The sequence below is a fragment of the Thermomonas brevis genome, assembly GCF_014395425.1.
Classification (GTDB): domain Bacteria; phylum Pseudomonadota; class Gammaproteobacteria; order Xanthomonadales; family Xanthomonadaceae; genus Thermomonas; species Thermomonas brevis.
Genome location: NZ_CP060711.1, coordinates 1,686,345 through 1,711,479 on the forward strand (window position 1 = coordinate 1,686,345; position 25,135 = coordinate 1,711,479).

The window sequence follows — 25,135 nt, forward strand, 5'->3', positions numbered from 1 at the left end:
GACTACGACCACTGCGAACCGCACGCGCTTGCGCGTGCAATCCTTAGAACGGCGCATCCTCCGGCGAGGGCTTCTTCACCACGCGCTTCTTGCCCGGTTCCACCTTGGCCGCCGTCAGCAGCGGCTTGGCGGGTTCGATATCGCCGGAGAACGGGCGTGCGGCTTTCTTCGCGGCCACTTTCTTCGTTGCGGGCTTCTTGGTCGCGGCCTTTTTCACGGCGGTCTTCTTCGCCACTTTTTCCGCCGGCGCCTTCTTCACTGCGGCCTTCTTCGCCACCGCCTTCTTCGCACCGAAGCCCTTGCGCGCCGGCTTGCCGGTTTCCTCCAGCAGCTTCAGCGTTTCTTCCAGCGACAGCGAGGACGGCTCGCGATCCTTCGGGATCTTGCCGTTGAGCTTGCCGTCGCTGATGTACGGGCCGAAGCGTCCGTTCAATACTTGCACGTCGTGCCCCGGCCATTCCTTGATGACGCGGTTGCGCGCGATTTCCTCTTTTTCTTCGACGAGGAAGACCGCCCGCTCGAGGTCGATGGTGTAGGGGTCGTCCTCTTTCTTCAGCGAGGCGTAGGTGCTGCCGCGCTTGGCGAACGGGCCGAAGCGGCCGATGCCCACGCTCACTTCCTCGCCGTTGCCATCGACGCCCAGCTTGCGCGGCATCTCGAACAGCTTGAGCGCCTCGTCGAGGGTGATGCTGTAGATGCTTTGGCCGGGCTTGAGCGAGGCGAAGCGCGGCTTCTCCTCATCCTCGACGGTGCCGATCTGCACCAGCGGGCCGAACCGCCCGATCCGCGCGCTGACCGGGCGGCCGCTGACCGGATCGCCGCCGAGCACACGCACGCTGCCGGCATCGGCCTTGTCCAGCGTGGCTTTCTTGTCGTCCACCAGCGTCTTGAACGGGCCCCAGAACTTCTCCATCAGCGGCACCCATTCCTCCTCGCCGCGGCTCACCGCATCCAGCTCGTCTTCGAGGTTGGCGGTGAAGTCGTAATCGACGTACTTGGCGAAATGGCTGGACAGGAACTTGCCGACCGCGCGGCCGATGTCGGTGGGCTTGAAGGCGCGGCCTTCCAGCACGGCGTACTGCTTGCCGAGCAGGGTCTGGATGATCGCGGCGTAGGTGGAGGGCCGGCCGATGCCGTATTCCTCCAGCGCCTTGACCAGCGCGGCTTCGGTGTAGCGCGGCGGCGGCTGGGTGAAGTGCTGGTCGGCGTGGATGCGGTCGAGCGGGACGCGGTCGCCCAGCTTCATCACCGGCAGCTTGCGGCCTTCGTCCTCGTCTTCCTTGGCTTTGTTGTCCTTGCCTTCTTCATAGACGGCGAGGAAGCCGGGCACGACCACGGTGGTGCCGCTGGCGCGGAAGGCGTGTTCGCTACCGGCGGACAGATCGACGGTGACGGTGTTGAGGGTGGCCGGGATCATCTGGCAGGCCACCGCGCGCTTCCAGATCAGTTCGTACAGGCGGCGCTCGTCGTCGGTGAGGAAGCGGGCGACGTGCGCGGGCGTGCGCAGCGCGGAGGTGGGGCGCACGGCTTCGTGCGCTTCCTGCGCGTTCTTCGATTTGGTCTGGTAGGCGTTGGGCTGATCCGGCAGCGAGGCGGTGCCGAAATCGCGGGCGATCACGTCGCGGATTTCGGCCAGCGCGTCCTGCGACAGGTTCACCGAGTCGGTACGCATGTAGGAGATCAGGCCGACCGTGCCTTCGTCGCCCAGCGCGATGCCTTCGTACAGCTTCTGCGCCACCTGCATGGTCTTGCGGGTGGTGAAGCCGAGCTTGCGCGCGGCTTCCTGCTGCAAGGTCGAGGTGGTGAACGGCGGCGCTGGGCGGCGCTTGCGCTCCTTGCTGGCGACGTCGGTGACGTGCAGCGCGCCGGCGGCGGCCTGCTGGATGCGCAGGCGCGCGGCCTCGGCGGTGGTGCCGTCGGTGATGGTGAACTGCTCGAACTTCTTGCCGTCCAGCTTCACCAGCTTGGAGGTGAACGCCTGCGACGGGTGTGCGCATTCGGCTTCGATCGTCCAGTATTCGCGGGCGATGAAGGCTTCGATTTCTTCCTCGCGCTCCACGATCATCCGCAGCGCCGGCGACTGCACGCGGCCCGCCGACAGGCCGGCCTTGATCTTGCGCCACAGCACCGGCGAGAGGTTGAAGCCGACCAGGTAGTCCAGCGCGCGGCGCGCCTGCTGCGCATCAACCAGGTCGCTGGCGATGGCGCGCGGCTGCTGCATGGCTTCCTTGATCGCGCGCGGGGTGATTTCGGTGAACACCACGCGCTGCAGCGATTTGTCCTTGAGCAGGTTGCGCTCTTTCAGGATCTCGGCGATGTGCCAGCTGATCGCCTCGCCTTCGCGATCCGGGTCGGTCGCGAGATAGAGGTGGTCGGCCGCCTTGGCCGCCTTGGCGATCGCATCGACGTGCTTCTCGTTCTTCTCGATGGTCTCGTAGCGCATCGCGAAGCCGTGGTCAGGATCGACCGCGCCTTCCTTCGGCACCAGGTCGCGGACGTGGCCATAGCTGGCGAGGACGGTGAAGTCCTTGCCGAGGTATTTGTTGATCGTCTTGGCCTTGGCGGGCGATTCGACGATGAGCAGGTTCTTGGCCATGGCGGAGCGGGTTCCGGTGTGCGGTCAGGGCGGCGTCGGCGACGCCGCAGAGAAGCCAACGCCCGGGGCGGTGGCCCCGGGCGCTTTATTTATAGTGGAATCACGGGGGACGCCCCCCTGTCAAGCGGCGCCATCCCGCCGCAGGCGGAAGGCGGCGGGCGGACGCGGCCGTTCAGTGCACCGGCTCCGGCTCGTCCAGGTACATCTGGGTTTCCATCCAGGCGTAGGCCGCTTCCGAGCCGGGCTGGTTGAACAGCACCATCAGCACCACCCATTTCAGGTCGTCCAGGTCCAGTTCGTCCTGGTCCAGCGCCATCGCGCGGTCCAGCACCAGCTCGCGCTGGTCGGCGTCCAGCACGCCGTGCTGCTCCAGGTACAGCAGGAAGCCGCGCGCCTCGACATCGAGCTTGTCCAGCTCCGATTCGTGGAACACCCGCATCGGGCCGCTGGCCCGCGCCAGCCCCGGATCGGGGCGCTGCTGCGCCAGTGCATCCAGCCAGTCCAAGGCCTTGTGGATTTCCGCGCGGGAGAAGCCTGCTTCGAGCAGTTCGCCAGTCAGGGTGCCGTCGCGCGACGCGAACATGCCCTCGGTCTTCGGCGCGTCCTCGTTGGCGAAGTAGTGCTCGAAGAGGTACAGCAGGACGTCCAGGATGCTCTCTTTCATGTCCGCATTGTCCCCCAGGCGCGCGCCACGCGGGTGAAACGGAGGCGAATGGCGGGGATCTTCCCGGCATCAGCCACCGATCCGGCTGTAGCGGCCATGCTCGGCCGCGATCCGTCCTTCCAGCTCAAGCGCCAGCAGCATGGACGACACCGCTGCCGCCGTCAATCCGGAGCGCTCCACCAGTTCATCCATAGTGGTTGGGTCGTGACCGAGGGCCTGCCACAACCTGTGGGTGTCCGAATCCTCCACCAACGGCGGCGTCCCGATGGGCGAAGGAACCGCAGCGGACGTTTCCAGCACGCCTCGCAGGGCGCGCGCCAACTCCAGCGCCACAGGCGCCAGCGCCTCGACCACCTCGTCCGGGGTTTCCACCAGCGCGGCGCCGTCGCGCAGCAGGCGGTGGCAGCCGCGCGCCATCGGGTTGTGGATCGAGCCCGGCAGCACGAACACCTCCCGCCCCGCCTCGGCCGCCAGCCGGGCGGTGATCAGGGCGCCGGACTGCAGCGCGGCCTCGATCACCAGCGTGCCCAGCGCCAGCCCGGCCAGGATGCGGTTGCGGCTGGGGAAGTGCGCCCGCAGCGGCCCCGTCCCCGGCGGATGCTCCGACACCAGCGCGCCTTCGGCTTCGATCCGCGCCATCAGCGGGCGATTGCGGACCGGATAGGCCACGTCCGGCCCGGTGCCGAGCACCGCCACCGTGGCGCCGCCGGCCTCCAGCGTGGCGGCATGCGCGGCGGCGTCGATGCCGGCGGCCAGGCCGCTGGCGACGCACAGCCCGGCGCGGGCCAGCGCAGTGGCGAACTGCGCCCCATTGGCGCGCCCCCCGGCAGTGGCGGCGCGGCTGCCGACCACGGCCACCGCCGGCCGCCACAGCAACCCCGGATCGCCGGCCACGAACAGTATCGCCGGCGGCGAGGCGATCCGCCGCAGCAAGGGCGGGTAGCCGTCGTCGCCCCAACCCAGCAGGTGGTGGCCGTCATCCTCCAGCCAATGCAGGCTGCGCCCCAGCGTGGCGGCATCGGGATGGCGGATGGCGTTGCAGGCCCCCGCGCCCAGGCCGTGGCTGGCCCAGTCGCGCGGGCCGGCGGCAACCGCCGCTGCGGCACCGCCATGGGTGTCCAGCAGGCGGCGCAGGGCAGAGGCCGGGGCGCCACCGTGCAGCAGGCGCAGCAGGGATTCGTGGTCGGCAGCGACGGGCATGCGGCCAGCATCGCCCGCACACGACAACGGCGCCCTCGGGCGCCGTTGCGGTCTTGCGTCAGGAAACCCTGAAACTCAGTAGGGCGCGTCCGGATGCTTCAGCTCGTAGCCCACGCGCACCGGCTTGACGCTGCTCATCACCAGCGCGTAGCTGACGTTGTCGAAGGTCCGGAACACCATCGCGTGGCCGGCGAATTCGTCCGGTAGGCGCACCTTGTTCTCGAACATGGTCAGGTCTTCGTCGCGGTCCAGGCCGTCCTTCACCTTGTCGGTGACGGAATCGCCGCGGCGCCACAGCGAGAACACGGTGCCGTTGTCGATGCCCTCGCGGGCGCCGCCGGAAATCGCGATCACGTCGTGGGTGCCGCCGGTGGTGTAGCGGTCGGCCACCGACATCACCGTCACGCGGCCGTACTTGGCCTGCTGCTTCGGCGGATGCGGGAAGAACTGCAGGTCGTAGGGCTGCGCCTCGACCGGCAGGAGGCGGTCGCCGACGCGCACGTCGCGGCCTTCGGTGTCCAGCAGCAGGGTGCTGGCCTGGATGCCGCCGACTTCGCCGCGGGTCACGGTGCCGGTGGTCTGGGTGACCAGTTCGTAGCCCATGAACTCGGTGTTCTTGCTCGGGAACACCGCGTTGCTCCACAACGTGCCGTCGTCCGGGCCGGGGCGGCCGCGGGCGTCGAGGTCCTGGCTCTGGAACAGGTCGCAGCACAGGCCGGCGCGCTCGACCATGCGGTAGCGCTTCTCGGGGCGCACCACCAGGTAGCGCTGGCCGGCGGGAATGCCGTCCAGGCCCTTCACGTAGGCGACATGGCCGCGCACGCCGCGCAGGCGGTTGTCTTCCAGGCCGACCACGTAGGGCAGGTTGTCGATGTCGGAGACGATGCGGGTATCGCGCAGGAACGGCTCGATCTCCTCCAGCGGCACCGCGTTCACCGGGCTGGCGGTGCGCTCACCGGCCGTCACCTTGGCCGTCACGCGGTCGAGGTAGGCCAGGCTGATCACGTCGCCCGGATAGATCAGGTGCGGGTTCTTGATCTGCGGATTGGCCTGCCAGATTTCCGGCCACAGCCACGGCTTCTTCAGGAACCGGGCGGAGATGTCCCAGAGGGTGTCGCCGCGCTTCACCACGTAGGAGTCCGGATGGTCGCCGCGCAGTTCGACGGCCGCCGCGTAGGTGGCCACCGTCAGCAGCGCCGCGGCGAGCATGGTGCGCAGTCCGCGCGGACGCGGCGCAACGGTGCGCGCCAGGTTGGAAACCCGTTCAAGCATGTTCGCTATCTCCCCGCTTCCTATGGCGAAAACCCCCTGAAGCCCGACCAATATAGCCCACAAACCGCGCCCCCTGGCAAGCGGCCATGCAGCCTGGGCGCGATACAATCGCCCCCGTCGCGGCCGCTTCGGCCGCCGATCCCCGGATTTCCGTCATGGCCCTGCTCCCGATTCTCGAATTTCCAGACCCCCGCCTGCGCACCAAGGCGGCCGAGGTCGATCCCGCCGAACTGGCCGCGCCGGCGTTCCAGACGCTGTTCGACGACATGTTCCAGACCATGTACGAGGCCCCCGGCATCGGCCTGGCGGCCAGCCAGGTCGACGTGCACAAGCGTTTCATGGTCATTGACGTAACCGAAGACCGCAGCCGGCCACTGGTGTTCGTCAATCCGCGGATCACCGCCCGCGCCGGCGAGCAGGTCTACCAGGAAGGCTGCCTGTCGGTGCCCGGCATCTATGCCGACGTGACCCGCAGCGACACCATCACCGTGGAAGCGCTGGACCGCCACGGCCAGCCGTTCTCGCTGGAGGCCGACGGCGTGCTGGCGGTCTGCGTGCAGCACGAGATGGACCACCTGGACGGCAAGCTGTTCGTCGACTACCTGTCGCCGCTCAAGCGCGAGATGGTGCGGAAGAAGCTGCTGAAGGCCAAGCGCAGCGCCGCCTGACCCGATGCGCATCGTTTTCGCCGGCACGCCCGAATTCGCCGTGCCCTGCCTGCGCGCCGCCGCCTCGAAGGGCGAGGTGGTGGCCGTCTATACCCAGCCGGACCGCCCCGCCGGACGCGGGCGCGGGCTGACGCCGTCGCCGGTCAAGCTGGAAGCCGTGCAGCGCGGCATCCCGGTGCTCCAGCCGGAGAACTTCCGCTCGGCGGAATCGAAAGCCGCGCTGCGCGCGTTGAACCCCGATGTGATGATCGTGGTCGCCTACGGCCTGATCCTGCCGCAGTCGGTGCTGGACATCCCCGAACACGGCTGCTGGAACGTCCACGCCTCGCTGCTGCCGCGCTGGCGCGGCGCCGCGCCGATCCAGCGCGCCATCGAGGCCGGCGACGCCCGCACCGGCGTCTGCCTGATGCAGATGGAAAAGGGCCTGGACACCGGCCCCGTGCTACTGGCCCAGGCCATCGACATCGGCCCCGAGGAAACCGGCGGCCAGCTGCACGACCGCCTGGCCGAACTGGGCGCGAAGGTGCTGTCCGACGCGCTGGGCCTGCTGCGCGCCACCATCCAGCTGCCGCCGCATCCGCAGCCGGCCGAAGGCGTGACCTACGCGCACAAGCTGGACAAGGCCGAGGCGAAGCTGGACTGGTCGCAGCCGGCCTCGCGGCTTGCGAACAAGGTGCGCGCCTTCAACCCGTGGCCGGTGGCGGAAGCGCAGCTGGCCGGCGAGCGGGTGCGCATCCATGCCGCCGTTGCGCTGGACGACACCCATGACGCGGCTCCCGGCAGCGTACTGCACGCGACCCGCGACGGCATCGACATCGCCTGCGGGCAGGGCGCGCTGCGCATCCGCACCCTGCAGCGCGACGGCGGCAAGCCGGTCAGCGCGCAGGACTACCTCAACGCGCGGCGCGACCTGACCGCATGAGCGACGGCGCCGCCGCCCGTGCCGCCGCCGCCCGCGTCCTCGACGATGTCCTGCACCGCGGGCGCTCGCTGAAGGCGGCGCTGGGCGCGGCGCTGCCGCAGCTCGACGACCTGCGCGACCGCGCGCTGGTGGAAGCCGTGGTGCTGGCCGCGCTGCGCCAGCGCGTGCGCTACAACGCGGCGCTCGACGCGTGGATGGCCCGCCCGCTGGGGCAGCGCGACGGCCTGCTGCGCGCCCTGCTGCTGGCCGGCTTCGCGCAACTCGAACTGGGCCTGCCCGCGCACGCGGCGCTGGCCGCCACGGTGGATGCGGCGCGCGCGCTGGGCCGCGCCCATCAGGCCGGAATGGTGAACGCGCTGCTGCGCCGGGCCACCCGCGAACCCTTGCCCGAAGGCGCGGCCGACGCCGCCTGGCCGGACTGGCTGGCGCGGCAGGTGCGCGCGGACTGGCCACGGCAGGCCGAGGCGATCTTCGCCGCGAGCATGGCCGTGCCGCCGATGTGGCTGCGCGCCAACCGCCGCGCGCAATCGCGCGACGCCTATCTGGCGCTGCTGCAGGAGGCCGGCATCGACGCCGCCACCGACGATGCGCTGCCCGACGCGCTGCGCCTGCACGCACCGCTGCCGGTGCAGCAATTGCCCGGGTTCGACGCCGGCGCCGTCTCGGTGCAGGACGGCGCGGCGCAGGCGGTGGCCGATGCGCTGGCGCCCGCCGCCGGATCGCGCGTGCTCGACGCCTGCGCCGCCCCCGGCGGCAAGGCCGCGCACCTGGCCGAACGCGATCCGTCGCTGCGCGTCCTCGCGCTGGACGCGGACGCGCGCCGCGCGCGCCGCATGCAGGACACCTTCGCGCGGCTGCGGCTCGACATCGCCGCGCGCACCGGCGACGCCACCCGGCCGCAAGGCTGGTGGGACGGCACGCCCTTCGACGCGATCCTGATCGACGCCCCGTGCAGCGCCACCGGCATCGTCCGTCGCCAGCCCGACGTGCTGCTGCACCGGCGCGAAAGCGACATCGCCGCGCTGCGCGACACCCAGGCGAACCTGCTGGACGCGCTGTGGCCGCTGCTCGCCCCCGGCGGCGCGCTGCTCTACGCCACCTGCTCGATCCTGCGCGCGGAGAACGCGGCCCAGGTCGACGCCTTCCTCGCCCGCACGCCGGCTGCCGCGCTGGAACCGCTGGACGCGCGCTTCGGCCACGACACCGGCTCCGGCCGCCAGCACCTGCCCGGCGAAGGCGGCATGGACGGCTTTTTCTGCGCGCGGCTGAGGAAGGCGTAACGCTTCGCCACTATCATTCGGCGATGACAAGCACCCGCCGCGAAACCTGGCTGTTCTGGCTGTTCGCCCTGCTGATCCTCGCCACCGGGCTGGGACTGCGCGACCCGTGGCCGGCCGACGAACCGCGCTTCGCGCTGGTGGCGAAGCAGATGGTCGAAAGCGGCGACTGGCTGTTCCCGCACCGCGGCATCGAACTGTATTCGGACAAGCCGCCGCTGTTCATGTGGATGCAGGCGGCGCTGCTGTGGCTGACCTTTGATCCGCGCATCGCCTTCCTGCTGCCCTCGCTGCTGGCGGCGCTGGGCACGCTGTGGTGCGTGACCGACCTCGGCGCGCGGCTGTGGACGCGCCGCGTCGGCCTGTACGCCGGCTGGGCGACGCTGCTGACCATCCAGTTCGCCTGGCAGGCTAAGAAGGCGCAGATCGACCCGATGGTGGTGTTCTGGATCACCCTGTCCTGCTACGGCCTGCTGCGGCACGCGCTGCGCGGCCCCGACTGGCGGATGTGGATGCTGGGCTGGGCGGCGGCGGGCCTGGGCACGATCACCAAGGGCGTCGGCGTGATCGCGCTGCTGATGCTGATTCCCGCCGGCATCGCTGCGCTGCGCGGCTGGCCGGGCGTGCGCGTGGGCGCGCGCGAGGCGAAATTCTGGCTCGGCCCGCTGGCCTTCGTCGCCGCCTGCTGCGTCTGGCTGGTGCCGATGCTGGTCGCCGCGCTGGGCAACGGCGGCGGCGACTACCGCGCCTACGTCGACGACATCCTGCTGCGCCAGACCGTCACCCGCTACGCCAATTCCTGGCACCACGGCCACCCGTGGTGGTACTTCATCGAGGTGGCGCTGACCGCCTGGCTGCCGACCGTGCTGGCACTGCCGTGGGCGATCCCCGCGTGGCGCCGCCGCCTGCGCCGGCGCGACGCGCGCTTCCTGCTGCCGCTGGCGTGGGTGCTGCTGGTGTTCGCGTTCTTCAGCATCCCCACCGGCAAGCGCGACATGTACATCCTGCCGGCGCTGCCGATGCTGTGCCTGGCGCTGGCGCCGCTGCTGCCGGGCATCCTGCGCAGGCGCGGCGCGCAGCGCCTGCTGCTGGCGTTCGTCGTCCTGTTCGCGCTGGCGGCGCTGGGCGCGGGCCTGGCGATGCTGCTGGGCGAACCCGGCTTCGAGCGCAGGTTCATGGAAGGCCGCGACGCCCATGTCGCGCACGGCCTGGCGTGGATGTTCGTCGCGGTCGGCGGCTTCGGCCTCGCCGGCTGCCTGTGGTTCGGCCGCCGCCACGCGCACGCCGCGCTGGTGGCGCTGCTGGCGGCGCTGTGGGTGCTGTATTCGCTGATCGGCGCGCCGCTGCTCAACGACGGCAGCTCCTCGCGCGGGCTGATGCGCGACGTCGGCATCGCGATCGGGCCGGACGCGCAGCTCGGGCTGGTCGGCTGGCGCGAACAGCAGTTGCTGATGGCGGATCGCCCGGCGGTGGATTTCGGCTTCAAGCGGCCCAAGCCCGAGCAGTTCGCGGCGGGCGTGGCGTGGCTGCGGCAGGCGCCGGCATCGCGCCGGCTGCTGGTGGAGGAAAGCGCGTTGCCGGACTGCGCGGACAAGGCCCTGGCGCGCGACATGGACGTGGCGAACGGCAGGCGCTGGTGGCTGATGGACGCGGCGGCGGCGCGCGGCTGCACGGCATCCGCCGCCACGGCGGCGAAGCCGGGCCCGGCGCCCGACGACGGAGACGACAATGACGACTGAGCCCATCGACGCCGTCGTCACCTGGGTCAACGGCAACGACCCCGCCCATCGCCGCAAGCTGGACGACTACCTCGCCAGCCTGAACCGGGCGCGGCCGGCGGCGGCCGATCCGACCCGCTTCGACGACGCCGGCGAGCTGCCGTTCTGCCTGGCCTCGATCCTCCGCTTCGCGCCGTGGTTCCGGCGCATCCACATCGTCACCGACGACCAGCGCCCGCCGCTGCTGGACGCGCTGCGCGGCACGCCGTGGGAAGACCGCGTGCGGCTGGTCGACCATCGCGAGATCTTCGCCGGATACGAGCGCCACCTGCCCTCGTTCAACAGCTACGCGATCATCGCCGCGCTGTGGCGGATCGACGGCCTCGGCGATCGCTTCGTCTATTTCAACGACGATTTCTCGCTGATTCGCGAGGTGCGGCCGGAGGATTTCTTCGACGGCGACACCATGCTGGTCCGCGGCCGCTGGCAGACGCAGGCCGCCTACCGGCCGGTGAAGCGGCTGGCCCATGCCCTGCGCCGCTTGGTCGGTCGTGCGTCGGCGGCGCAGCCCGGCGCGCGGGTCGGCCACCAGGCCGCGCAGGAGGAAAGCGCGCGCATGGCCGGCTACGAGCGGACGTTCGTGCGCCTGTTCCACACGCCCTATCCGATGCGGCGCTCCACTCTCGAAGCGTACTTCGCCGCCCATCCCGAGCAGCTGGAACGCAATCTGGAGCACCGGCTGCGCTCGCCGCGCAACTTCAATACCGAATGCCTGGCGGCGCACCTGGACCTCGCGCAAGACCGCGCGAAGCTCGACAGCCGCCTGAAGCTGGCGCATCTGAAGCCCGACGAACAGCTGCCGCTGCGGATGTGGGCGAAGCTGCGGCGCGCCGACCGCGATCCGTCCTACGCGTTCGCCTGCGTGCAAAGCCTCGACAAGGCGGACCGCGACACCGCCGCCCGCCTGACCGCGTGGCTGGAAGCGCGGATCGGCTCGCTGGCCGAAGCGCTGGCCCGCGCCTAGCTAGACCGCGGCGGCGCGGCGCTCCCACGCCCAGGCATGGGCGACGATGGCGTCCAGCGCCGCATGGCGCGGCTGCCAGCCGAGCGTTTCGCGCGCGGCGCGCGCGTCGGCCACCAGCACCGGCGGATCGCCCACGCGGCGTTCGCCGACCGCCTCCGGGATGGCGTGCCCGGTGACCCGGCGCGCGGCCTCGATCAATTCGCGCACCGAATAGCCGTTGCCGTTGCCGAGGTTGTAGCGGGCGCTGCCGCCGCCCTCGATCAATCCGCGCAGGGCCAGCAGGTGCGCGTCGCACAGGTCCTCGACGTGGATGTAGTCGCGCACGCAGGTGCCGTCGGCGGTGGCGTAGTCCTCGCCGTACACGGTGATGTGCGGGCGGCGGCCGGAAGCGACCTGCAGGATCAGCGGGATCAGGTGCGTCTCCGGCTCGTGGCATTCGCCCAGCTCGCCGTCGGGATCGGCGCCGGCGGCGTTGAAGTAGCGCAGGCAAACCGACTTCAGCCCGTAGGCGCGGTCGTAGTCCTCCAGCATCTGCTCCACGAACCACTTACTGCGACCGTAGGGATTGATCGGCGCCTTCGGATGCGCCTCGTCGATCGGCACGTACTGCGGGTCGCCGAAGATCGCCGCGGTGGAGGAGAAGATGAAGCGCGCCACGCCGTGCGCGCGCATGCCGTCCAGCAGCGCCTGCGTCGCGGCCACGTTGTTGCGGTAGTACTTCGCCGGATCGGCGACCGACTCGCCGACCTGGATGAAGCTGGCGAAGTGCATCACCGCCGCCGGCCGGGTCTCGCACAGCACTGCGTCCACGAACGCCGCGTCGCCGATGTCGCCGACGTGCAGCGGCGCGCCGAGCACCGCTTCGCGACGACCGCTGCTGAGATCGTCGGCCACCACCGCCTCGAACCCGGCGTGGCGCAGCCGCTTGACCATGTGCGAGCCGATGTAGCCGGCGCCGCCGACGACGAGGATGGGTGTGGTCATCGCGCTGCGGTCCCTTCGATGCGGCTCACTGGCCCATGCCCACGTACGGGTTTTCCTCGCCGCTGCCGGCGGGCCGGTATTTGTAGCGCTTGTAGGTCCACTGGTATTGGGCGAAGTCGCGCCGCGCCACCGCTTCCACGCCGGCGTTGAGCGCCGCCACCGCGCGCCGCGGGTCGGCGTCGGCGATGCCGTCCGGCGCCGCCTCGACGTGCAGGGCGAAGCGCGGCGCGCCGCCGCCCGGCAGGCGCTGGCACCAGCACAGCAGCACCCGCGCGCCGCTGCGGTGGGCGAGGCGACCCAGCAGGGTCATGGTCAGCGCCTGCCTGCCGAAGAACGGCGCGAATTCGCCGTCGCCGACGCGCGGTTGCTGGTCGGGCAGGATGCCGACCACGCCGCCTTTCTGCAGGCGTTTGAGCAGGGTGCGCACGCCGGCGGCCTCGGCGCGCACCTGCTCGACCTGCCCGCCGGCATTGGCGCGCACGCGGCGCAGGAAGGCTTCGCCGATCGCGGATTCCGGCGGCCGGTACAGGATCGCCAGCGGCGTCTTGCTCGCCAGCCACTGGTTCAGCAGCTCCCAGTTGCCCATGTGCGGCGCGGCCACGATCAGGCCGTCGCCGCTGCGCAGGGCGGTGTCGAACAGCGCCTCGCCGTGGACCTCGGCGATGTCGGCCAGGTTGCGCGCGGCCGGGCGCGTCCACAGCCGCAGCGTCTCGAACGCCTGCCGCGCGGTGGTGCGCAGGATGTCGGCCAGCAGCGCCTCGCGCGCGGTCGCGTCCAGCTCCGGGCGGATCAGCTCCAGGTTGCGCCGCGCCACCCGCGCCTCGCGCGCGTCGAGCAGCACCCACAGCCGCGCCATGCCGTCGGCCAGCGCGCGCAGCAGCGGCCACGGCAGGCGCGCGGCGCTCCAGGCCAGGGCGTACAGCAGGGCGGCGGCGAATTCGGTCATCGCCGCCATTGTAGAAGGCGCGGCATCGCTACAGCGGCAGCGGCGCCTGCATCGGCTCGATGCCGCCCTCGCCGCGCATCACCTTCTTGAATTCGCGCCGCGACACCGAGACGTAACGCTCGTTGCCGCCGATCTCCACCTGCGGCCCGTCCTGCACCGCGCGGCCGGCGTCGTCCACGCGCACCGTCATCGTCGCCTTGCTGCCGCTGTGGCAGATGGTCTTGATCTCCTGCAGGTCGTCCGCCCACGCCAGCAGGTACTGGCTGCCCTCGAACAGCTCGCCGCGGAAATCGGTGCGCAGGCCGTAGCACAGCACAGGGATGCGCAGCGCGTCGACCACTTCCGACAGCTGCCACACCTGCGCCTTGGTCAGGAACTGCGCCTCGTCCACCAGCACGCAGTGCAGCGGGCCGTGCGCGGCGATGTCGGCCTCCACGATCCGCTGCAGGTCGTCGTGGCGGTCGAAGGCGATGCCCTCCGCCTTCAGCCCGATCCGCGAGGCCACCGTGCCGCTGCCGGCGCGGTGGTCCAGCTTCGGGGTGAGGATGGCCACCCGCATGCCGCGCTCGCGGTAGTTGTGCGCGGACTGCAGCAGGGTGGTGGTCTTGCCGGCGTTCATCGCCGAGAAATAGAAATAGAGCTTCGCCATGCACGGATTCTAGCCGCGCACAAGGCTGGCGACCGCGCCGGCCGCGCCCGAGAATGCGCGGATGCACCACCCCGCGCTGAACGGCCTCAATCCCCCGCAACGCCAAGCCGTCCTCCATGTCGAAGGCCCGCTGCTGGTGCTGGCCGGCGCGGGCAGCGGCAAGACGCGGGTGATCGTGGAGAAGATCGCGCACCTGATCCAGAGCGGGCGCTATCCGGCCAAGCGCATCGCCGCGATCACCTTCACCAACAAGTCCGCGCGCGAGATGCGCGAGCGCGTCGCCAAGCGCATCCGGGGCGACGCCGCGCAGGAGCTGACGGTGTCCACCTTCCACGCGCTGGGCCTGCGCATCGTCCAGATCGACCACGCCAAGCTCGGGCTGCGGCGCGGCTTTTCGATCTTCGACGCCGACGATTCCGCTTCGCAGATCAAGGACCTGCTGCCGCCGGGCAGCAAGCCGGACGCGATCGAGGCGATGAAGCAGCTGATCTCCCGCGCCAAGAACGCCGGGCTGTCGCCGGAGCAGGCGGCGGAGGCCGCGCGCAGCACCCGCGAACGCGAGGCCGCCGCGCTGTACGCGCGCTACCAGCAGCGCCTCTCCGCGTTCAACGCGGTCGATTTCGACGACCTGATCCGGCTGCCGGTGCAGCTGCTGGAAACCGACGACGACGCCCGCGCCGGCTGGCGCGAGCGGATCGGCTATCTGCTGGTGGACGAGTGCCAGGACACCAACGACGCCCAGTACCGCCTGCTCAAGGCCATCGCCGGCGACGCCGGGCAGTTCACCTGCGTGGGCGACGACGACCAGAGCATCTACGCCTGGCGCGGCGCCAATCCCGACAACCTGCTGGCGCTGGGCAGCGACTATCCGGCGCTGAAGATCGTCAAGCTGGAGCAGAACTACCGCTGCTCCAACCGCGTGCTGCGCAGCGCCAACGCGCTGATCGCCCACAACCCGCACGAGCATCCGAAGACGCTGTGGAGCGAGGCCGCCGACGGCGAGCGCATCCGCGTCTGGGAATGCCGCGACGCCGCCCACGAGGCGGACAAGGTGGCGGCGGAGATCGACTTCGTCGCCAAGAAGCACGCCGCCGCCGACGGCACGCCGCCGTGGAACGAGTTCTGCATCCTGTTCCGCGGCAACCACCAGAGCCGCGCGCTGGAAAAGGCGCTGCAACTGCTGCGCATTCCCTACCACCTGAGCGGCGGCACCGCCTTCCTCGATCGCGGCGAAGTGAAGGACGCGCTGGCCTGGCTGCGCCTGCTCGCCAATCCCGAGGACGACGCCGCCTTCCTGCGCGCGGTGCAGTCGCCCAACCGCGGCGTCGGCGCCGGCACGCTGGCGAAGCTGGGCGAGCTGGCCGCGCACAAGCACCTGCCGCTGGCGCGCGCGGCCGAGTCGATGGTGGTGGCACAGCAGCTGCCGGCGCGCGCGGCGAATGCGCTGCAAGGCTTCTCCAACATCGTCAACGCGCTGCGCGGCGACGCACGCGCGCTGCCGCCGGCCGAGCTGGTGCGCAAGCTCAACGAACGCTCCGGCCTGCTGGCCGCGCTGCGCGCCAGCTGCAAGGACGAGGCGCAGTTCAAGATGCGCCGGCGCAACCTGGACGAGCTGGCGGACTGGTTCGACGGCCCGAAGACCTCCGGCCCCGGCGAACTCGCCGCCGCGCTGGCGCTGCTCTCGCACGCCGACAAGGGCGAGGCCGGCAACCAGGTGCGGCTGATGTCGATGCACGCGGCGAAGGGGCTGGAGTTCCGCTTCGTGTTCATCGTCGGCGTCGAGGACGGCAACCTGCCGCACGAGGCCAGCCTCGAGGAAGGCCGCATCGACGAGGAGCGCCGGCTGTTCTACGTCGGCATTACCCGCGCCAAGGAGCGGCTGTGGCTGTCCTACGCGAAGGAGGCGCAGCGCTGGGGCGACAAGCTGCGGCTGTCGCCGAGCCGCTTCCTCGACGAGCTGCCGGCCGCCGAGCTGCAGCGCGACGGCGCCGACCCGGAGGCCGAGGCGATGCAGAAGGCCGAGCGCCGCAGCGCCAGCCTCGCCAACATCCGCGCGATGCTGGCCGAGTGATCCGGCCGCGGACGCGTCATCGAAGGCCGCTACACTCGCCCCACCGCACTTCCCGGAACCGCCCATGCGCCGCCTGCTTCCCGTCGCCTTCGCTTTGCTGCTCGCCGCCTGCGCCGCGCCCGCGGTCCGCCCCGACGCGGCGGCCTCGGACGTGCGCGACATCGACGATCTGGCACTGGTCGCGCCCGCGCTGGCGGAGACCGGTCAGCGCACCCTGCTGGTGCTGGACATCGACGACACCCTGCTGACCTCGGCCGGGTTCTTCGGCAGCGACACCTGGTACGAGTGGCAGAAGACCCTGCCGGCCGGCGATCCGGGCAAGGTGCCCTGCCTGTTCGACGTGATCTCGCTGAACTACGAGACCGGCACCCAGCGCGCCACCCAGCCCGACGGCCCGGCGCTGATCAACGCGCTTCCGAACGACAAGCTGCTGCTGACCTCGCGCAATCCGCTGTCGCGCGGCGGCACCCTGCGCACCCTGCACGACGCCGGCTACGCGCTGCCGACGATGCTGGGCGGGCAGGCCGAGGGCCGCAGCTGGGACTTCCGCAAGGCGCCCGACGCCAAGCCCGTGCGCGTGCTCTACGACCAGGGCGTGTTCATGACCACCGGCCAGGACAAGGGCCTGGCGCTGCTCGACCTGCTGCGCCGCGCGAACCTGCACTACCCGCGCGTGGTGCTGGTGGACGACGGCCAGAAGAACATCGACAACATGCGCGCGGCGCTGCGCGCGGCCGGCATCGACTACCTCGGCCTGCACTACACCCGCGTCGACAAGACCATCGACCAGGCCGATGCCGACGCCGGCCGCGCCGGCTGGCAGGCCTGGCGGCAGCTGCTGGCCGGCGCCTACCCGCAGCGCCTGCAAGCCCTCGAAAGCGGGCATTGCGCTTATTGAGAATCAATCGGTTACGTTGACTTTCTTGCCTGTTGCATAAACTTCCGGGCGACGCTAACCTGCACGGCATCCGGCTGCGGCCGGAGCCATGCCACAACTGTCGTCCACCGGCTCAGCCGGATTTCGAGGAGGCCACGCGCCTCCTTTTTCTTTGCCGCCCGCCCCGGCGCGGGCGGCTTGCACAAGCCGGCCTGCGCCACGACACTCCGCCGATGCCCGCCGGGGACACGCCCGCCCGACTCCGCCGTTTTGCGCTGGCCCTGTGCCTGGCGCTGGCGGCGCTTTGGCTGCCGGCCTGCCAGCGCGGCGCCGGTCCCGGTCCGGCCCGGCCCGGCACCACGGAGGCCGCCGCGCTCCGTCCGGTCGATGCCGTCTACCTGCTGCGCGACCGCCTGCTGGAACGCGACGGCGCCGGCTTCGCCCGGCTGGCGGTGCCGCCGGACCTGCACGCGGAACTGGAGACGGCGTGGACGCAGGGCCGCAGCCGCTGGCCGCTGGACGAGCTGCCGCTGGACGCGCACATCCCCGGCATGCTGGCCGCGCTGCAGGTGCCGCAGGCGGACAAGGCGCTGATGGCGACCTTCCGCAAACAGTTCGCCAACGCCGACCGCGACATCGACCAGGCGGTCCGCACCCTGATGGTGTTCGGCGGCGAATACGTGCAAAACGACCCCGAGTACGACGCCGACGCCCGGGACCACATCGCCCAGGCGATCGCCGCGCTGGGCCGCTGGGCGCTGGCTGCGCCGCTGGCCGACCCGAAGCGCGCGCAGCGCTTCTTCGCCACCCTGTCCGCCGCCGCGGTGCGCAGCGGCATCGACGGCAAGGCCGGCAACGCCGCCTTCGCCGCGCTCGGCATGACCCAGAGCCTGAACCGGCTGTCGCCCTTCCTCGCCACCCTGCTGGCGCAGCTGCGCCAGCAGTACGGGCTGGACATCGACGCCGCCCTGCGCGGCCTGCGCGTCACCCTGGAACGGCAGACCGGCGACGAGGCCACCCTGCGCGTGCAGTACGCGCTGGCCGGGCTGCCGGTGGATGCGCGGATGCCGGCGGTGCGCATCGACGGGCGCTGGTACCTGGCCGGCTACGTGCGGCGGGCGCGGCAGTCGCTGGACGGCGGGCCGCGCTGATCGGCGCCGAAAACCACGATTGGCGCGCAGAACCGGGGATTTCCGCCCAAGAACCGGCCGCGCCGGCCGATACACTGGGGACGCGCGGCCCCGCGGCCGGCCCGCATCGACACAGGACCAAGGCATGAGCGAAAGGCAATCTCCGGACCGGGGCGGCGACGATCACGCGGAAGGCGGGTCCGGGTTCGCCACCGCCGGCCTGTCGATCCTCGCCGCCGCCGACATCCGCAAGGCCGCCGCCACCCTGCTGCAGGGCCTGCGCGACGGCGGCGTGCCGCCCGTCGCGGTGGCCTGGACCGACCACGGCGAGATCCTGTTCGAGCCGCCCGAAGCCGCCTCGCCCGCCCGCGTGCAGGCGGCCACCGACGCCTTCGCCGGCCGCGCGCCGGCCTCCGCGCAGGCGCTCGACACCCGCCTGCTGCCGCCCGGCGCCGAGGACGCGGGCGCGGTCCTGCTGGCCCCGCCGGGCAGCCTGGCCGCGCTGGAGCCCGCGCAGGCGCGGCTGCTGGCGCTGGCCGGGCGGCGCCTGTCCGAGCTGTTCTCGATCCAGCGCCTGCAAACCTCGGTCAAGGACCTGGAACAGGCCGAGCAGCTGCAGCACGCGCTGTTCGCGATCGCCGACATGGCCGCCTCCGACCGCGACATGCAGAGCCTGCTGCGCGGCCTGCACCAGATCATCGGCCGGCTGATGTACGCCGAGAACTTCTACATCGCGCTGTACGACCGCCAGCAGGAGACCATCCGCTTCATCTATTTCGCCGACGAGATGGACGGCCGGATGTACGACCCCGAGGTGGACATCCCGACCTCGCAGATGGGCAACAGCATCACCCTCGGCCTGATCCGCCACGGCCGCCCGGTGCGCGGCGCCTCGGCGCAGATCACCGAGATGCTGGGGCTGGCGGAGGACGGCGCGTTCGGCACGCCGTCGATCGACTTCATGGGCGTGCCGATGCGCCGCGACGGGCAGATCGTCGGCGCGCTGGTGGTGCAGAGCTATCGCGAGGGCATGGGCTACACCCAGTCCGACTGCGCGGTGCTGGGCTTCGTGGCCGAGCACGTGCTCAACGCGGTCGAGCGCAAGCGCGGCCAGGAGGCGCTGGAGCAGCGCGTGGCCGACCGCACCCGCGAGCTGGCGGAAGCCAACGCGCAACTGCAGGCGCAGATCGCCGAGCGCGAGCGCGCCGCCCACCTGCAGGCCACCCTGTACCGGATCGCCGCGCTGGCCAACAACCAGGAAAGCGACGAGGACTTCTACCGCAGCATCCACCAGGCGGTCGGCGAGCTGATCGACGCCGAGAGCTTCTACATCGCGCTGGTCTCGGACGACGGCGCCACCCTGCGCTTCCCGTATTCGGTCGACGCCGCCGGCGAACAGCGCGAGGCGCGGCCGATGAGCCAGGGCCTGAGCGAATACATGCTCCGCCACGGCAAGACCCTGCTGATCGACACCGCCGGCGTGCGCGGGCTGGTCGATGCCGGCGAGATCGACCGGCAGCACCACAACACCCGCACCTCGGCGGTGTGCTGGCTGGGTGCGCCGCTGCTCGGCCCGGACGGCGTCATCGGGCTGGTGGTGGTGCAGAGCTACCGGCCCGACCTGATCTACAGCGCGCAGGACGCCGAGCTGCTGACCTTCGTCGCCCACCAGATCGCCAGCAGCGTGCAGCGCCGCCAGCACGCCGAGGCGCTGCGCAACCTCAACGCCGAGCTCGAACAGCGCGTGCAGGTGCGCACCCGCGAGCTGCGCCGGGAAATCTCGGTGCGCGAGCAGGTCGAAGCCCAGCTCAAGCACCAGGTGATGCACGACCCGCTCACCGGCCTGCCCAACCGCCTGTACCTGCGCGACCGGCTGGAGCGCGCGCTGTCCAGCCAGCAGCGCAACCCGCAGCACGGCTTCGCCCTGCTGTACCTCGACGTGGACCGCTTCAAGCTGTTCAACGACAGCCTCGGCCACCTCGCCGGCGACGCGGTGCTGCGCGAGGTCTCGCGCCGCCTGCTGGAATGCGTGCGCGGCCCCGACATCGTCTCGCGCCTGTCCGGCGACGAGTTCGCGATCCTGCTGGAGGAAGGCCAGCAGCCGGCCACCGCCTGCAAGATCGCGCAGCGCATCCAGGCGCGGATGCAGGAGCCGATCCACGTCGGCGAGCGCGAGCTGCAGGCCTCGGTCAGCATCGGCATCGCGATCAGCCACCCGCGCTACCTGACCATCGACGAGATGCTGCACGACGCCGACGTGGCCCTGTACCGCGCCAAGGCGACCGGCCGGCAGCGCTTCGTACTGTTCGACGAAACCCAGCAGAAGGCCGCGATGAACGTGCTGGAGCTGGAGCTGGAACTGCGCAACGCGCTGCACGCCGGCGAGTTCCGCCCGTACTTCCAGCCGATCGTGCGCCTGGACGACGGCGCCGCCGTCGGCTACGAGGCGCTGATCCGCTGGCAGCATCCGACGCGCGGCGTGCTCGGCCCGGGCGAGTTCCTGCCGGTGGCCGAGGAAAGCGGGATGATCGAGGCGATCGACTGGCACATGTACCGGCTGGCCTGCACCGCCGGCGCGGCGCTGGTGGCCGGCGGCGGCTACGTGAGCATCAACATCTCGCCGCGGCACTTCCAGTACGAGGACTTCGACCAGCGCCTGCTGGAGCTGCTGCGCGACACCGGGCTGGCGCCGGCGCAGCTGCGCATCGAGGTCACCGAAAGCACCCTGCTGGGCGACCCGGAGGCGGCGGCGCGGATCCTGCAGCGGCTGCAGGACGCCGGCGTCGGCACCGCGCTGGACGACTTCGGCACCGGCTATTCCTCGCTCAGCTACGTGCACCGCTTCCCGCTGCGGACGATCAAGATCGACCGCTCGTTCATCCGCGACCTCGGCCAGGAGGGCGCGCGCCGCAGCTCGGCGATCATCGAGGCGGTGCAGAGCCTGGCCCGCTCGCTGAGCCTGAACGTGGTGGCCGAGGGCGTGGAGACCGAATGCCAGCGCCAGGCCCTGCTGGCGGTGGGCTGCCCGCACGCGCAGGGCTTCCTGTTCGGCCGGCCGGAACCCGCCTCGCACTGGCTGGAGAGGCCGGTGGCGGCCGGAAATCCGTGACGCGATTCACATAAACGCGCCAGCCAGCGCCGGGGCGGCTTTGCCTGCCCCCGACGGGCCTCGTCCATAATGGCGGCGATGCCAGATCGCCAGACTCCCGCCCAGGCCGGCCTGTTCGACGCGCCGACGCCTTCCGCCGCCCCCTCCGGCACCGCCGCCGATGCCGGGCAGGCGCCCGCGCAGGCCGAGGCGCCGCCGCTGCCGCTGCCCGGCTTCCTCGCCGCGGATGCCGCCGCCGACGCGCCCGCCCCCCCGCCGCCGCGCGCGGGCAAGGTGCGCGTGCCGCTGTGGGCGCGCCTGCTCGGCCGGCCGCTGCATCCCTGGCTGAAGCTGGACATCGAAACAGATCCGCAGATCGCCGGCGACCCGCGCCCGGTCTGCTACGTGCTGGAAGACTACGGCCTGTCCAACGCGCTGATCCTGCAGCGCGCCTGCCGCGAGGCGGGCCTGCCGCCCCCGCTGCAGCCCATCGCCGGCGACCCGCTGGGCCGCAAGCGCGCCTACGTGGCGCTGTCGCGCCGCCACGCCAACGCGCTGGGCCTGCTGCCGGGCGCCGAGCACAAGACCCATTCCGGCTCGCTGGCACGGCTGCTGCAGGCGCACCGCGACGACCCGTCGCTGGATGTGCAGCTGGTCCCGGTGTCGATCTTCGTCGGCCAGGCGCCCAAGCGCAGCAGCGGCTGGTTCAGCGTGCTGTTCTCGGAGAACTGGACGCTGGTGGGCCGCTTCCGCCGGCTGCTGGCGATCCTGCTCAACGGCCGCGACACGCTCGTCCAGTTCGCAATCCCCATTCCGCTGCGCGACATCGTCGCCGAGGGGCTGGAGCCCGAGCGCACCGTGCGCAAGCTCTCGCGCGTGCTGCGCACCCACTTCCGCCGCGTGCGCGAGGTGGTGATCGGACCCGACCTGTCGACCCGCCGCATGCTCGCCGACCAGGTGCTGTCCGCGCCGCTGGTCAAGGACGCCATCGCCGACCAGGCCCGGCGCGACAACAGCAAGCCCGGGGAAGCGTGGAAGAAGGCCAACGCCTACTTCTGGGAAATCGCCGCCGACTACTCGAACACGGTGGTGCGCTCGCTGAGCTTCCTGCTGACCTCGGTGTGGAACCGCATCTACCGCGGCGTGCTGGTGCACCACCTCGACCAGTTCAAGCAGGAGGCGCCGGGCCACGAAGTGGTCTACGTGCCCAGCCACCGCAGCCACATGGACTACCTGCTGCTGAGCTACCTGCTCTACAGCCACGGCATCGTCGCCCCGCACATCTTCGCCGGCATCAACCTCAACCTGCCGGTGGTCGGCACCGTGCTGCGCAAGGGCGGCGCGTTCTTCGCCCGCCGCAGCTTCAAGGGCAACGCGCTGTATTCGGCGGTGTTCCGCGAATACATGGCGCAGCTCGTCGCCGGCGGCTATTCCATCGAATACTTCATCGAGGGCGGGCGCTCGCGCACCGGCCGGCTGCTGCAGCCCAAGGGCGGCTCGCTGGCGATGACCGTGCGCGCCTACCTGCGCCAGCCCACGCGGCCGGTGCTGTTCCAGCCGGTCTACATCGGCTACGAGAAGCTGATGGAGGGCCGCAGCTACCTCGACGAGCTGTCCGGCAAGCCGAAGGAGAAGGAATCCATCTGGCAGCTGCTGACCGGCATCCCCAAGGTGCTGCGCAGCAACTACGGCCAGGTGGTGGTGAACTTCGGCGAGCGCATCCGGCTCGACCAGATCCTGGCCGAGCACGCGCCGGACTGGGACGGCAAGGCAGTGCCGGACGACGAGAAGCCCGCGTGGTTCGCGCGCGCCGTCGACGCGCTGGCGCTGAAGATCCAGACCAACGTCAACCGCGCCGCCGACGTCAATCCGATCAACCTGCTGGCGCTGGCGCTGCTGTCCACGCCCAAGCACGCGATGGGCGAAAGCGACCTGCGCGCGCAGATCGCGCTGTCCAAGACCCTGCTGGCGGAAGTGCCGTACTCCGACTGGGTGACGGTGACTCCGCACACGCCGGAGCAGATCATCGCCCACGGCGAGGAGATCGGCCTGATCGCCCGCACCCGCCACCCGCTGGGCGACGTGCTCGGCGTTGACGGCGACGCTGCGGTGCTGCTGAGCTACTTCCGCAACAACGTGCTGCACCTGTTCACCGCGTCCTCGTGGATCGCGGTCTGCTTCCAGAACAACCGCCGCATGGGCCGCCGCCAGCTCCAGCAGATCGGCCGCACCCTGTATCCGTTCCTGCAGGCCGAGCTGTTCCTGCCCTGGGACGAGGACACCTTCGCCAGCCGCATCGACCGCACCATCGAGGTGTTCATCCGCGAGGGCCTGCTGGAGCAGGTCAGCGACGAGGACGGCGGCATCCTCCAGCGCAACGCCGGCCAGAGCGACGAGGTGTTCCGCCTGCGCGCGCTCGGCCACACCTTGCAGCAGGCGTTCGAGCGCTACTACATCGCCATCGCGGTGCTGGTGAAGAACGGCTCCGGCGTGCTCGGTGCGGGCGAGCTGGAAAGCCTGTGCCAGCTCACCGCGCAGCGGCTGTCGCTGCTGTACGCCCCGGCCGCGCCGGAGTTCTTCGACAAGACCCTGTTCCGCGGCTTCATCCAGAAGCTGCGCGAGCTCAAGCTGGTCTGGCCGGACGAGAACAGCAAGCTGACCTTCGACGACCGCCTCAAGGCATGGGCGAAGGACGCGCGCGTGGTGCTCGGCCGCGAGCTGCGCCACACCATCGAGAAGATCAGCCCGGACACCGGTCGCACCACCGGCGAGCGGCCGGCGCTGCCGGACGAGGCCGCACCGCCGGCGGACGGCGACAGCACTCCGGGTTAACGCCGCCGGCGGAATACTCGCGGCAGGGTTCCGGGAGACCTGCCGCCATGAGCGCACCCGCCGGCCACGACGACGCCGTCCTCGACACCGCCCCGCGCCAGTGGGTGGCCGGCCTGCTCGGCCGCGCCGACATCCGCGTCAACGGCGACCGCCCCTGGGACATGCGGCTGCACGATCCGGCCGCGCTCGACCGCGCGCTGGCCGAAGGCAACCTCGGCCTCGGCGAGGCCTACATGGCCGGCGCCTGGGACTGCGAGCGGCTGGACGTCTTCTTCGAGCACCTGCTGCGCGCGCACCTCGACCGCGAGGTGCAGCCGGCCCAGCTGGCCTGGCACGCGCTGCAGGTGAAGCTGTTCAACCGCCAGAACCGCCGCCGCGCCTGGCAGGTGGGCAAGGCGCACTACGACCTCGGCAACGATTTCTACGCGGCGATGCTGGGGCCGCGCATGGCCTATTCCTGCGGGTACTGGCAGGGCGGTGCGGCCGATCTCGCGCAGGCGCAGGAGGCCAAGCTCGACCTGGTCTGCCGCAAGCTGGGGCTGCAGCCGGGCATGCGCGTGCTGGACATCGGCTGCGGCTGGGGCAGCTTCATGGGCCATGCCGCGGAGCGCTACGGCGTGCGCTGCATCGGCGTCACCGTGTCGGAGGAACAGGCGGCCTACGCGCAGCAGCGCTACGCCGGCCTGCCGCTGGAGTTCCGCCTGCAGGACTACCGCCAGCTCGACGCCGACGCCCTCGGCGGGCCGGTGGACCGGATCGCCAGCATCGGCATGTTCGAGCACGTCGGCCGGCGCAACCATCGCCGCTTCATGGAAGTGGCCCACCGCTGCCTGCGCGACGACGGCCTGGTCCTGCTGCACACCATCGGCAAGAACCGCCGCAAGTCGGTGCCGGACCGCTGGATCGACCGCCACATCTTCCCCAACGGCGACCTGCCCTCGATCGGCCAGATCGGCGACGCGCTGGACGGCCTGTTCGTCTGCGAGGACCTGCACAACTTCGGCGCCGACTACGACCCGACGCTGATGGCCTGGCACGCCAGTTTCGAGGCCGCCTGGCCGCGCTTCGCCGGCGCGCTGGGCGAAACCTTCCGGCGCAAGTGGCGCTACTACCTGCTCAGCTGCGCCGGCGCCTTCCGCGCGCGCGAGCTGCAATTGTGGCAATGGCTGCTGTCGAAGGACGGCGTGCCGGGCGGCTGGCGGCGGCCGGCCTGAACG

The 25,135-nt window shown here is 71.1% G+C and carries 18 protein-coding genes; 11 read left to right on the forward strand and 7 right to left on the reverse strand.

The window, feature by feature from the left end:
• Positions 1-43 precede the first annotated feature (43 nt).
• The 4 genes from H9L17_RS07840 to H9L17_RS07855 form a co-directional block, all read right to left on the reverse strand.
• Complete coding sequence (locus H9L17_RS07840) at positions 44-2,596, reverse strand: DNA topoisomerase I (RefSeq protein ID WP_187571762.1); 2,553 nt, start codon at positions 2,594-2,596, stop codon at positions 44-46.
• Positions 2,597-2,768: 172 nt separating this feature from the next.
• A complete protein-coding gene (locus H9L17_RS07845) occupies positions 2,769-3,260 on the reverse strand; it encodes a DUF494 family protein (RefSeq protein ID WP_187571763.1) in 492 nt (163 codons plus the stop codon).
• Positions 3,261-3,329: 69 nt separating this feature from the next.
• On the reverse strand, positions 3,330-4,460 hold the full coding sequence (dprA, locus tag H9L17_RS07850; protein WP_187571764.1) for a DNA-processing protein DprA: 1,131 nt from the start codon (positions 4,458-4,460) through the stop codon (positions 3,330-3,332).
• Between the two features lie 75 nt (positions 4,461-4,535).
• Entirely contained in the window at positions 4,536-5,732 is a 1,197-nt protein-coding gene (locus tag H9L17_RS07855; protein ID WP_187571765.1) for a LysM peptidoglycan-binding domain-containing protein, read from the reverse strand.
• A gap of 155 nt (positions 5,733-5,887) precedes the next feature.
• Between H9L17_RS07855 and def the strand changes: the two genes are divergently transcribed.
• From def to H9L17_RS07880, 5 genes are read left to right on the forward strand one after another with little or no spacing between them, the layout of a single operon-like run.
• Positions 5,888-6,400, forward strand: coding sequence for a peptide deformylase (def, locus tag H9L17_RS07860; RefSeq protein ID WP_187571766.1), 513 nt, complete (start codon positions 5,888-5,890; stop codon positions 6,398-6,400).
• A 4-nt stretch (positions 6,401-6,404) separates the two neighbouring features.
• Positions 6,405-7,322, forward strand: a complete 918-nt coding sequence (gene fmt / locus H9L17_RS07865; protein ID WP_187571767.1) for a methionyl-tRNA formyltransferase — start codon at positions 6,405-6,407, stop codon at positions 7,320-7,322.
• Positions 7,319-8,602, forward strand: a complete 1,284-nt coding sequence (gene rsmB / locus H9L17_RS07870; protein WP_187571768.1) for a 16S rRNA (cytosine(967)-C(5))-methyltransferase RsmB — start codon at positions 7,319-7,321, stop codon at positions 8,600-8,602. Before fmt ends, rsmB begins: the two co-directional genes overlap by 4 nt.
• A 23-nt stretch (positions 8,603-8,625) precedes the next feature.
• Positions 8,626-10,338 (forward strand): ArnT family glycosyltransferase, encoded by a 1,713-nt coding sequence (locus H9L17_RS07875; protein ID WP_187571769.1) that lies wholly within the window; start codon positions 8,626-8,628, stop codon positions 10,336-10,338.
• Positions 10,328-11,341 (forward strand): Stealth CR1 domain-containing protein, encoded by a 1,014-nt coding sequence (locus H9L17_RS07880; RefSeq protein WP_187571770.1) that lies wholly within the window; start codon positions 10,328-10,330, stop codon positions 11,339-11,341. Before H9L17_RS07875 ends, H9L17_RS07880 begins: the two co-directional genes overlap by 11 nt.
• On the opposite strand, the gene galE is transcribed toward H9L17_RS07880, so the two are convergent.
• From galE to H9L17_RS07895, 3 genes are read right to left on the reverse strand one after another with little or no spacing between them, the layout of a single operon-like run.
• A complete protein-coding gene (galE, locus tag H9L17_RS07885; RefSeq protein WP_187571771.1) occupies positions 11,342-12,325 on the reverse strand; it encodes a UDP-glucose 4-epimerase GalE in 984 nt (327 codons plus the stop codon).
• Positions 12,326-12,350: 25 nt separating this feature from the next.
• Positions 12,351-13,280 (reverse strand): lauroyl acyltransferase, encoded by a 930-nt coding sequence (locus H9L17_RS07890; RefSeq protein WP_246455195.1) that lies wholly within the window; start codon positions 13,278-13,280, stop codon positions 12,351-12,353.
• Between the two features lie 19 nt (positions 13,281-13,299).
• Positions 13,300-13,920: a thymidine kinase gene (locus tag H9L17_RS07895; protein WP_187571773.1), complete on the reverse strand. Its 621-nt coding sequence runs from the start codon at positions 13,918-13,920 to the stop codon at positions 13,300-13,302.
• 76 nt (positions 13,921-13,996) lie between these two features.
• Here H9L17_RS07895 and H9L17_RS07900 point away from each other — a divergent pair, with 76 nt between their 5' ends.
• The 6 genes from H9L17_RS07900 to cfa all read left to right on the forward strand — a co-directional run bounded on the left by H9L17_RS07900 (position 13,997) and on the right by cfa (position 25,132).
• Positions 13,997-15,991, forward strand: a complete 1,995-nt coding sequence (locus tag H9L17_RS07900) for a UvrD-helicase domain-containing protein (protein WP_187571897.1) — start codon at positions 13,997-13,999, stop codon at positions 15,989-15,991.
• Positions 15,992-16,055: 64 nt separating this feature from the next.
• A complete protein-coding gene (locus H9L17_RS07905) occupies positions 16,056-16,889 on the forward strand; it encodes a DUF2608 domain-containing protein (RefSeq protein ID WP_187571774.1) in 834 nt (277 codons plus the stop codon).
• A gap of 212 nt (positions 16,890-17,101) precedes the next feature.
• On the forward strand, positions 17,102-18,019 hold the full coding sequence (locus H9L17_RS07910; RefSeq protein ID WP_187571775.1) for a hypothetical protein: 918 nt from the start codon (positions 17,102-17,104) through the stop codon (positions 18,017-18,019).
• Positions 18,020-18,143: 124 nt separating this feature from the next.
• Positions 18,144-21,107: a GGDEF domain-containing protein gene (locus tag H9L17_RS07915; protein WP_187571776.1), complete on the forward strand. Its 2,964-nt coding sequence runs from the start codon at positions 18,144-18,146 to the stop codon at positions 21,105-21,107.
• 69 nt (positions 21,108-21,176) lie between these two features.
• Complete coding sequence (gene plsB, locus H9L17_RS07920) at positions 21,177-23,918, forward strand: glycerol-3-phosphate 1-O-acyltransferase PlsB (protein ID WP_425507413.1); 2,742 nt, start codon at positions 21,177-21,179, stop codon at positions 23,916-23,918.
• A gap of 47 nt (positions 23,919-23,965) precedes the next feature.
• Positions 23,966-25,132: a cyclopropane fatty acyl phospholipid synthase gene (gene cfa, locus H9L17_RS07925; RefSeq protein ID WP_187571778.1), complete on the forward strand. Its 1,167-nt coding sequence runs from the start codon at positions 23,966-23,968 to the stop codon at positions 25,130-25,132.
• The last annotated feature ends 3 nt before the right edge of the window (positions 25,133-25,135 follow it).

What these genes read in the sequence shown, in the direction of transcription:
- H9L17_RS07840 (WP_187571762.1), bottom strand. Translation starts at nt 2,596, where the DNA reads ATGGCCAAGAACCTGCTCATCGTCGAATCGCCCGCCAAGGCCAAGACG.
- H9L17_RS07845 (WP_187571763.1), bottom strand. Translation starts at nt 3,260, where the DNA reads ATGAAAGAGAGCATCCTGGACGTCCTGCTGTACCTCTTCGAGCACTAC.
- dprA (WP_187571764.1), bottom strand. Translation starts at nt 4,460, where the DNA reads ATGCCCGTCGCTGCCGACCACGAATCCCTGCTGCGCCTGCTGCACGGT.
- H9L17_RS07855 (WP_187571765.1), bottom strand. Translation starts at nt 5,732, where the DNA reads ATGCTTGAACGGGTTTCCAACCTGGCGCGCACCGTTGCGCCGCGTCCG.
- def (WP_187571766.1), top strand. Translation starts at nt 5,888, where the DNA reads ATGGCCCTGCTCCCGATTCTCGAATTTCCAGACCCCCGCCTGCGCACC.
- fmt (WP_187571767.1), top strand. Translation starts at nt 6,405, where the DNA reads ATGCGCATCGTTTTCGCCGGCACGCCCGAATTCGCCGTGCCCTGCCTG.
- rsmB (WP_187571768.1), top strand. Translation starts at nt 7,319, where the DNA reads ATGAGCGACGGCGCCGCCGCCCGTGCCGCCGCCGCCCGCGTCCTCGAC.
- H9L17_RS07875 (WP_187571769.1), top strand. Translation starts at nt 8,626, where the DNA reads ATGACAAGCACCCGCCGCGAAACCTGGCTGTTCTGGCTGTTCGCCCTG.
- H9L17_RS07880 (WP_187571770.1), top strand. Translation starts at nt 10,328, where the DNA reads ATGACGACTGAGCCCATCGACGCCGTCGTCACCTGGGTCAACGGCAAC.
- galE (WP_187571771.1), bottom strand. Translation starts at nt 12,325, where the DNA reads ATGACCACACCCATCCTCGTCGTCGGCGGCGCCGGCTACATCGGCTCG.
- H9L17_RS07890 (WP_246455195.1), bottom strand. Translation starts at nt 13,280, where the DNA reads ATGGCGGCGATGACCGAATTCGCCGCCGCCCTGCTGTACGCCCTGGCC.
- H9L17_RS07895 (WP_187571773.1), bottom strand. Translation starts at nt 13,920, where the DNA reads ATGGCGAAGCTCTATTTCTATTTCTCGGCGATGAACGCCGGCAAGACC.
- H9L17_RS07905 (WP_187571774.1), top strand. Translation starts at nt 16,056, where the DNA reads ATGCGCCGCCTGCTTCCCGTCGCCTTCGCTTTGCTGCTCGCCGCCTGC.
- H9L17_RS07910 (WP_187571775.1), top strand. Translation starts at nt 17,102, where the DNA reads ATGCCCGCCGGGGACACGCCCGCCCGACTCCGCCGTTTTGCGCTGGCC.
- H9L17_RS07915 (WP_187571776.1), top strand. Translation starts at nt 18,144, where the DNA reads ATGAGCGAAAGGCAATCTCCGGACCGGGGCGGCGACGATCACGCGGAA.
- plsB (WP_425507413.1), top strand. Translation starts at nt 21,177, where the DNA reads ATGGCGGCGATGCCAGATCGCCAGACTCCCGCCCAGGCCGGCCTGTTC.
- cfa (WP_187571778.1), top strand. Translation starts at nt 23,966, where the DNA reads ATGAGCGCACCCGCCGGCCACGACGACGCCGTCCTCGACACCGCCCCG.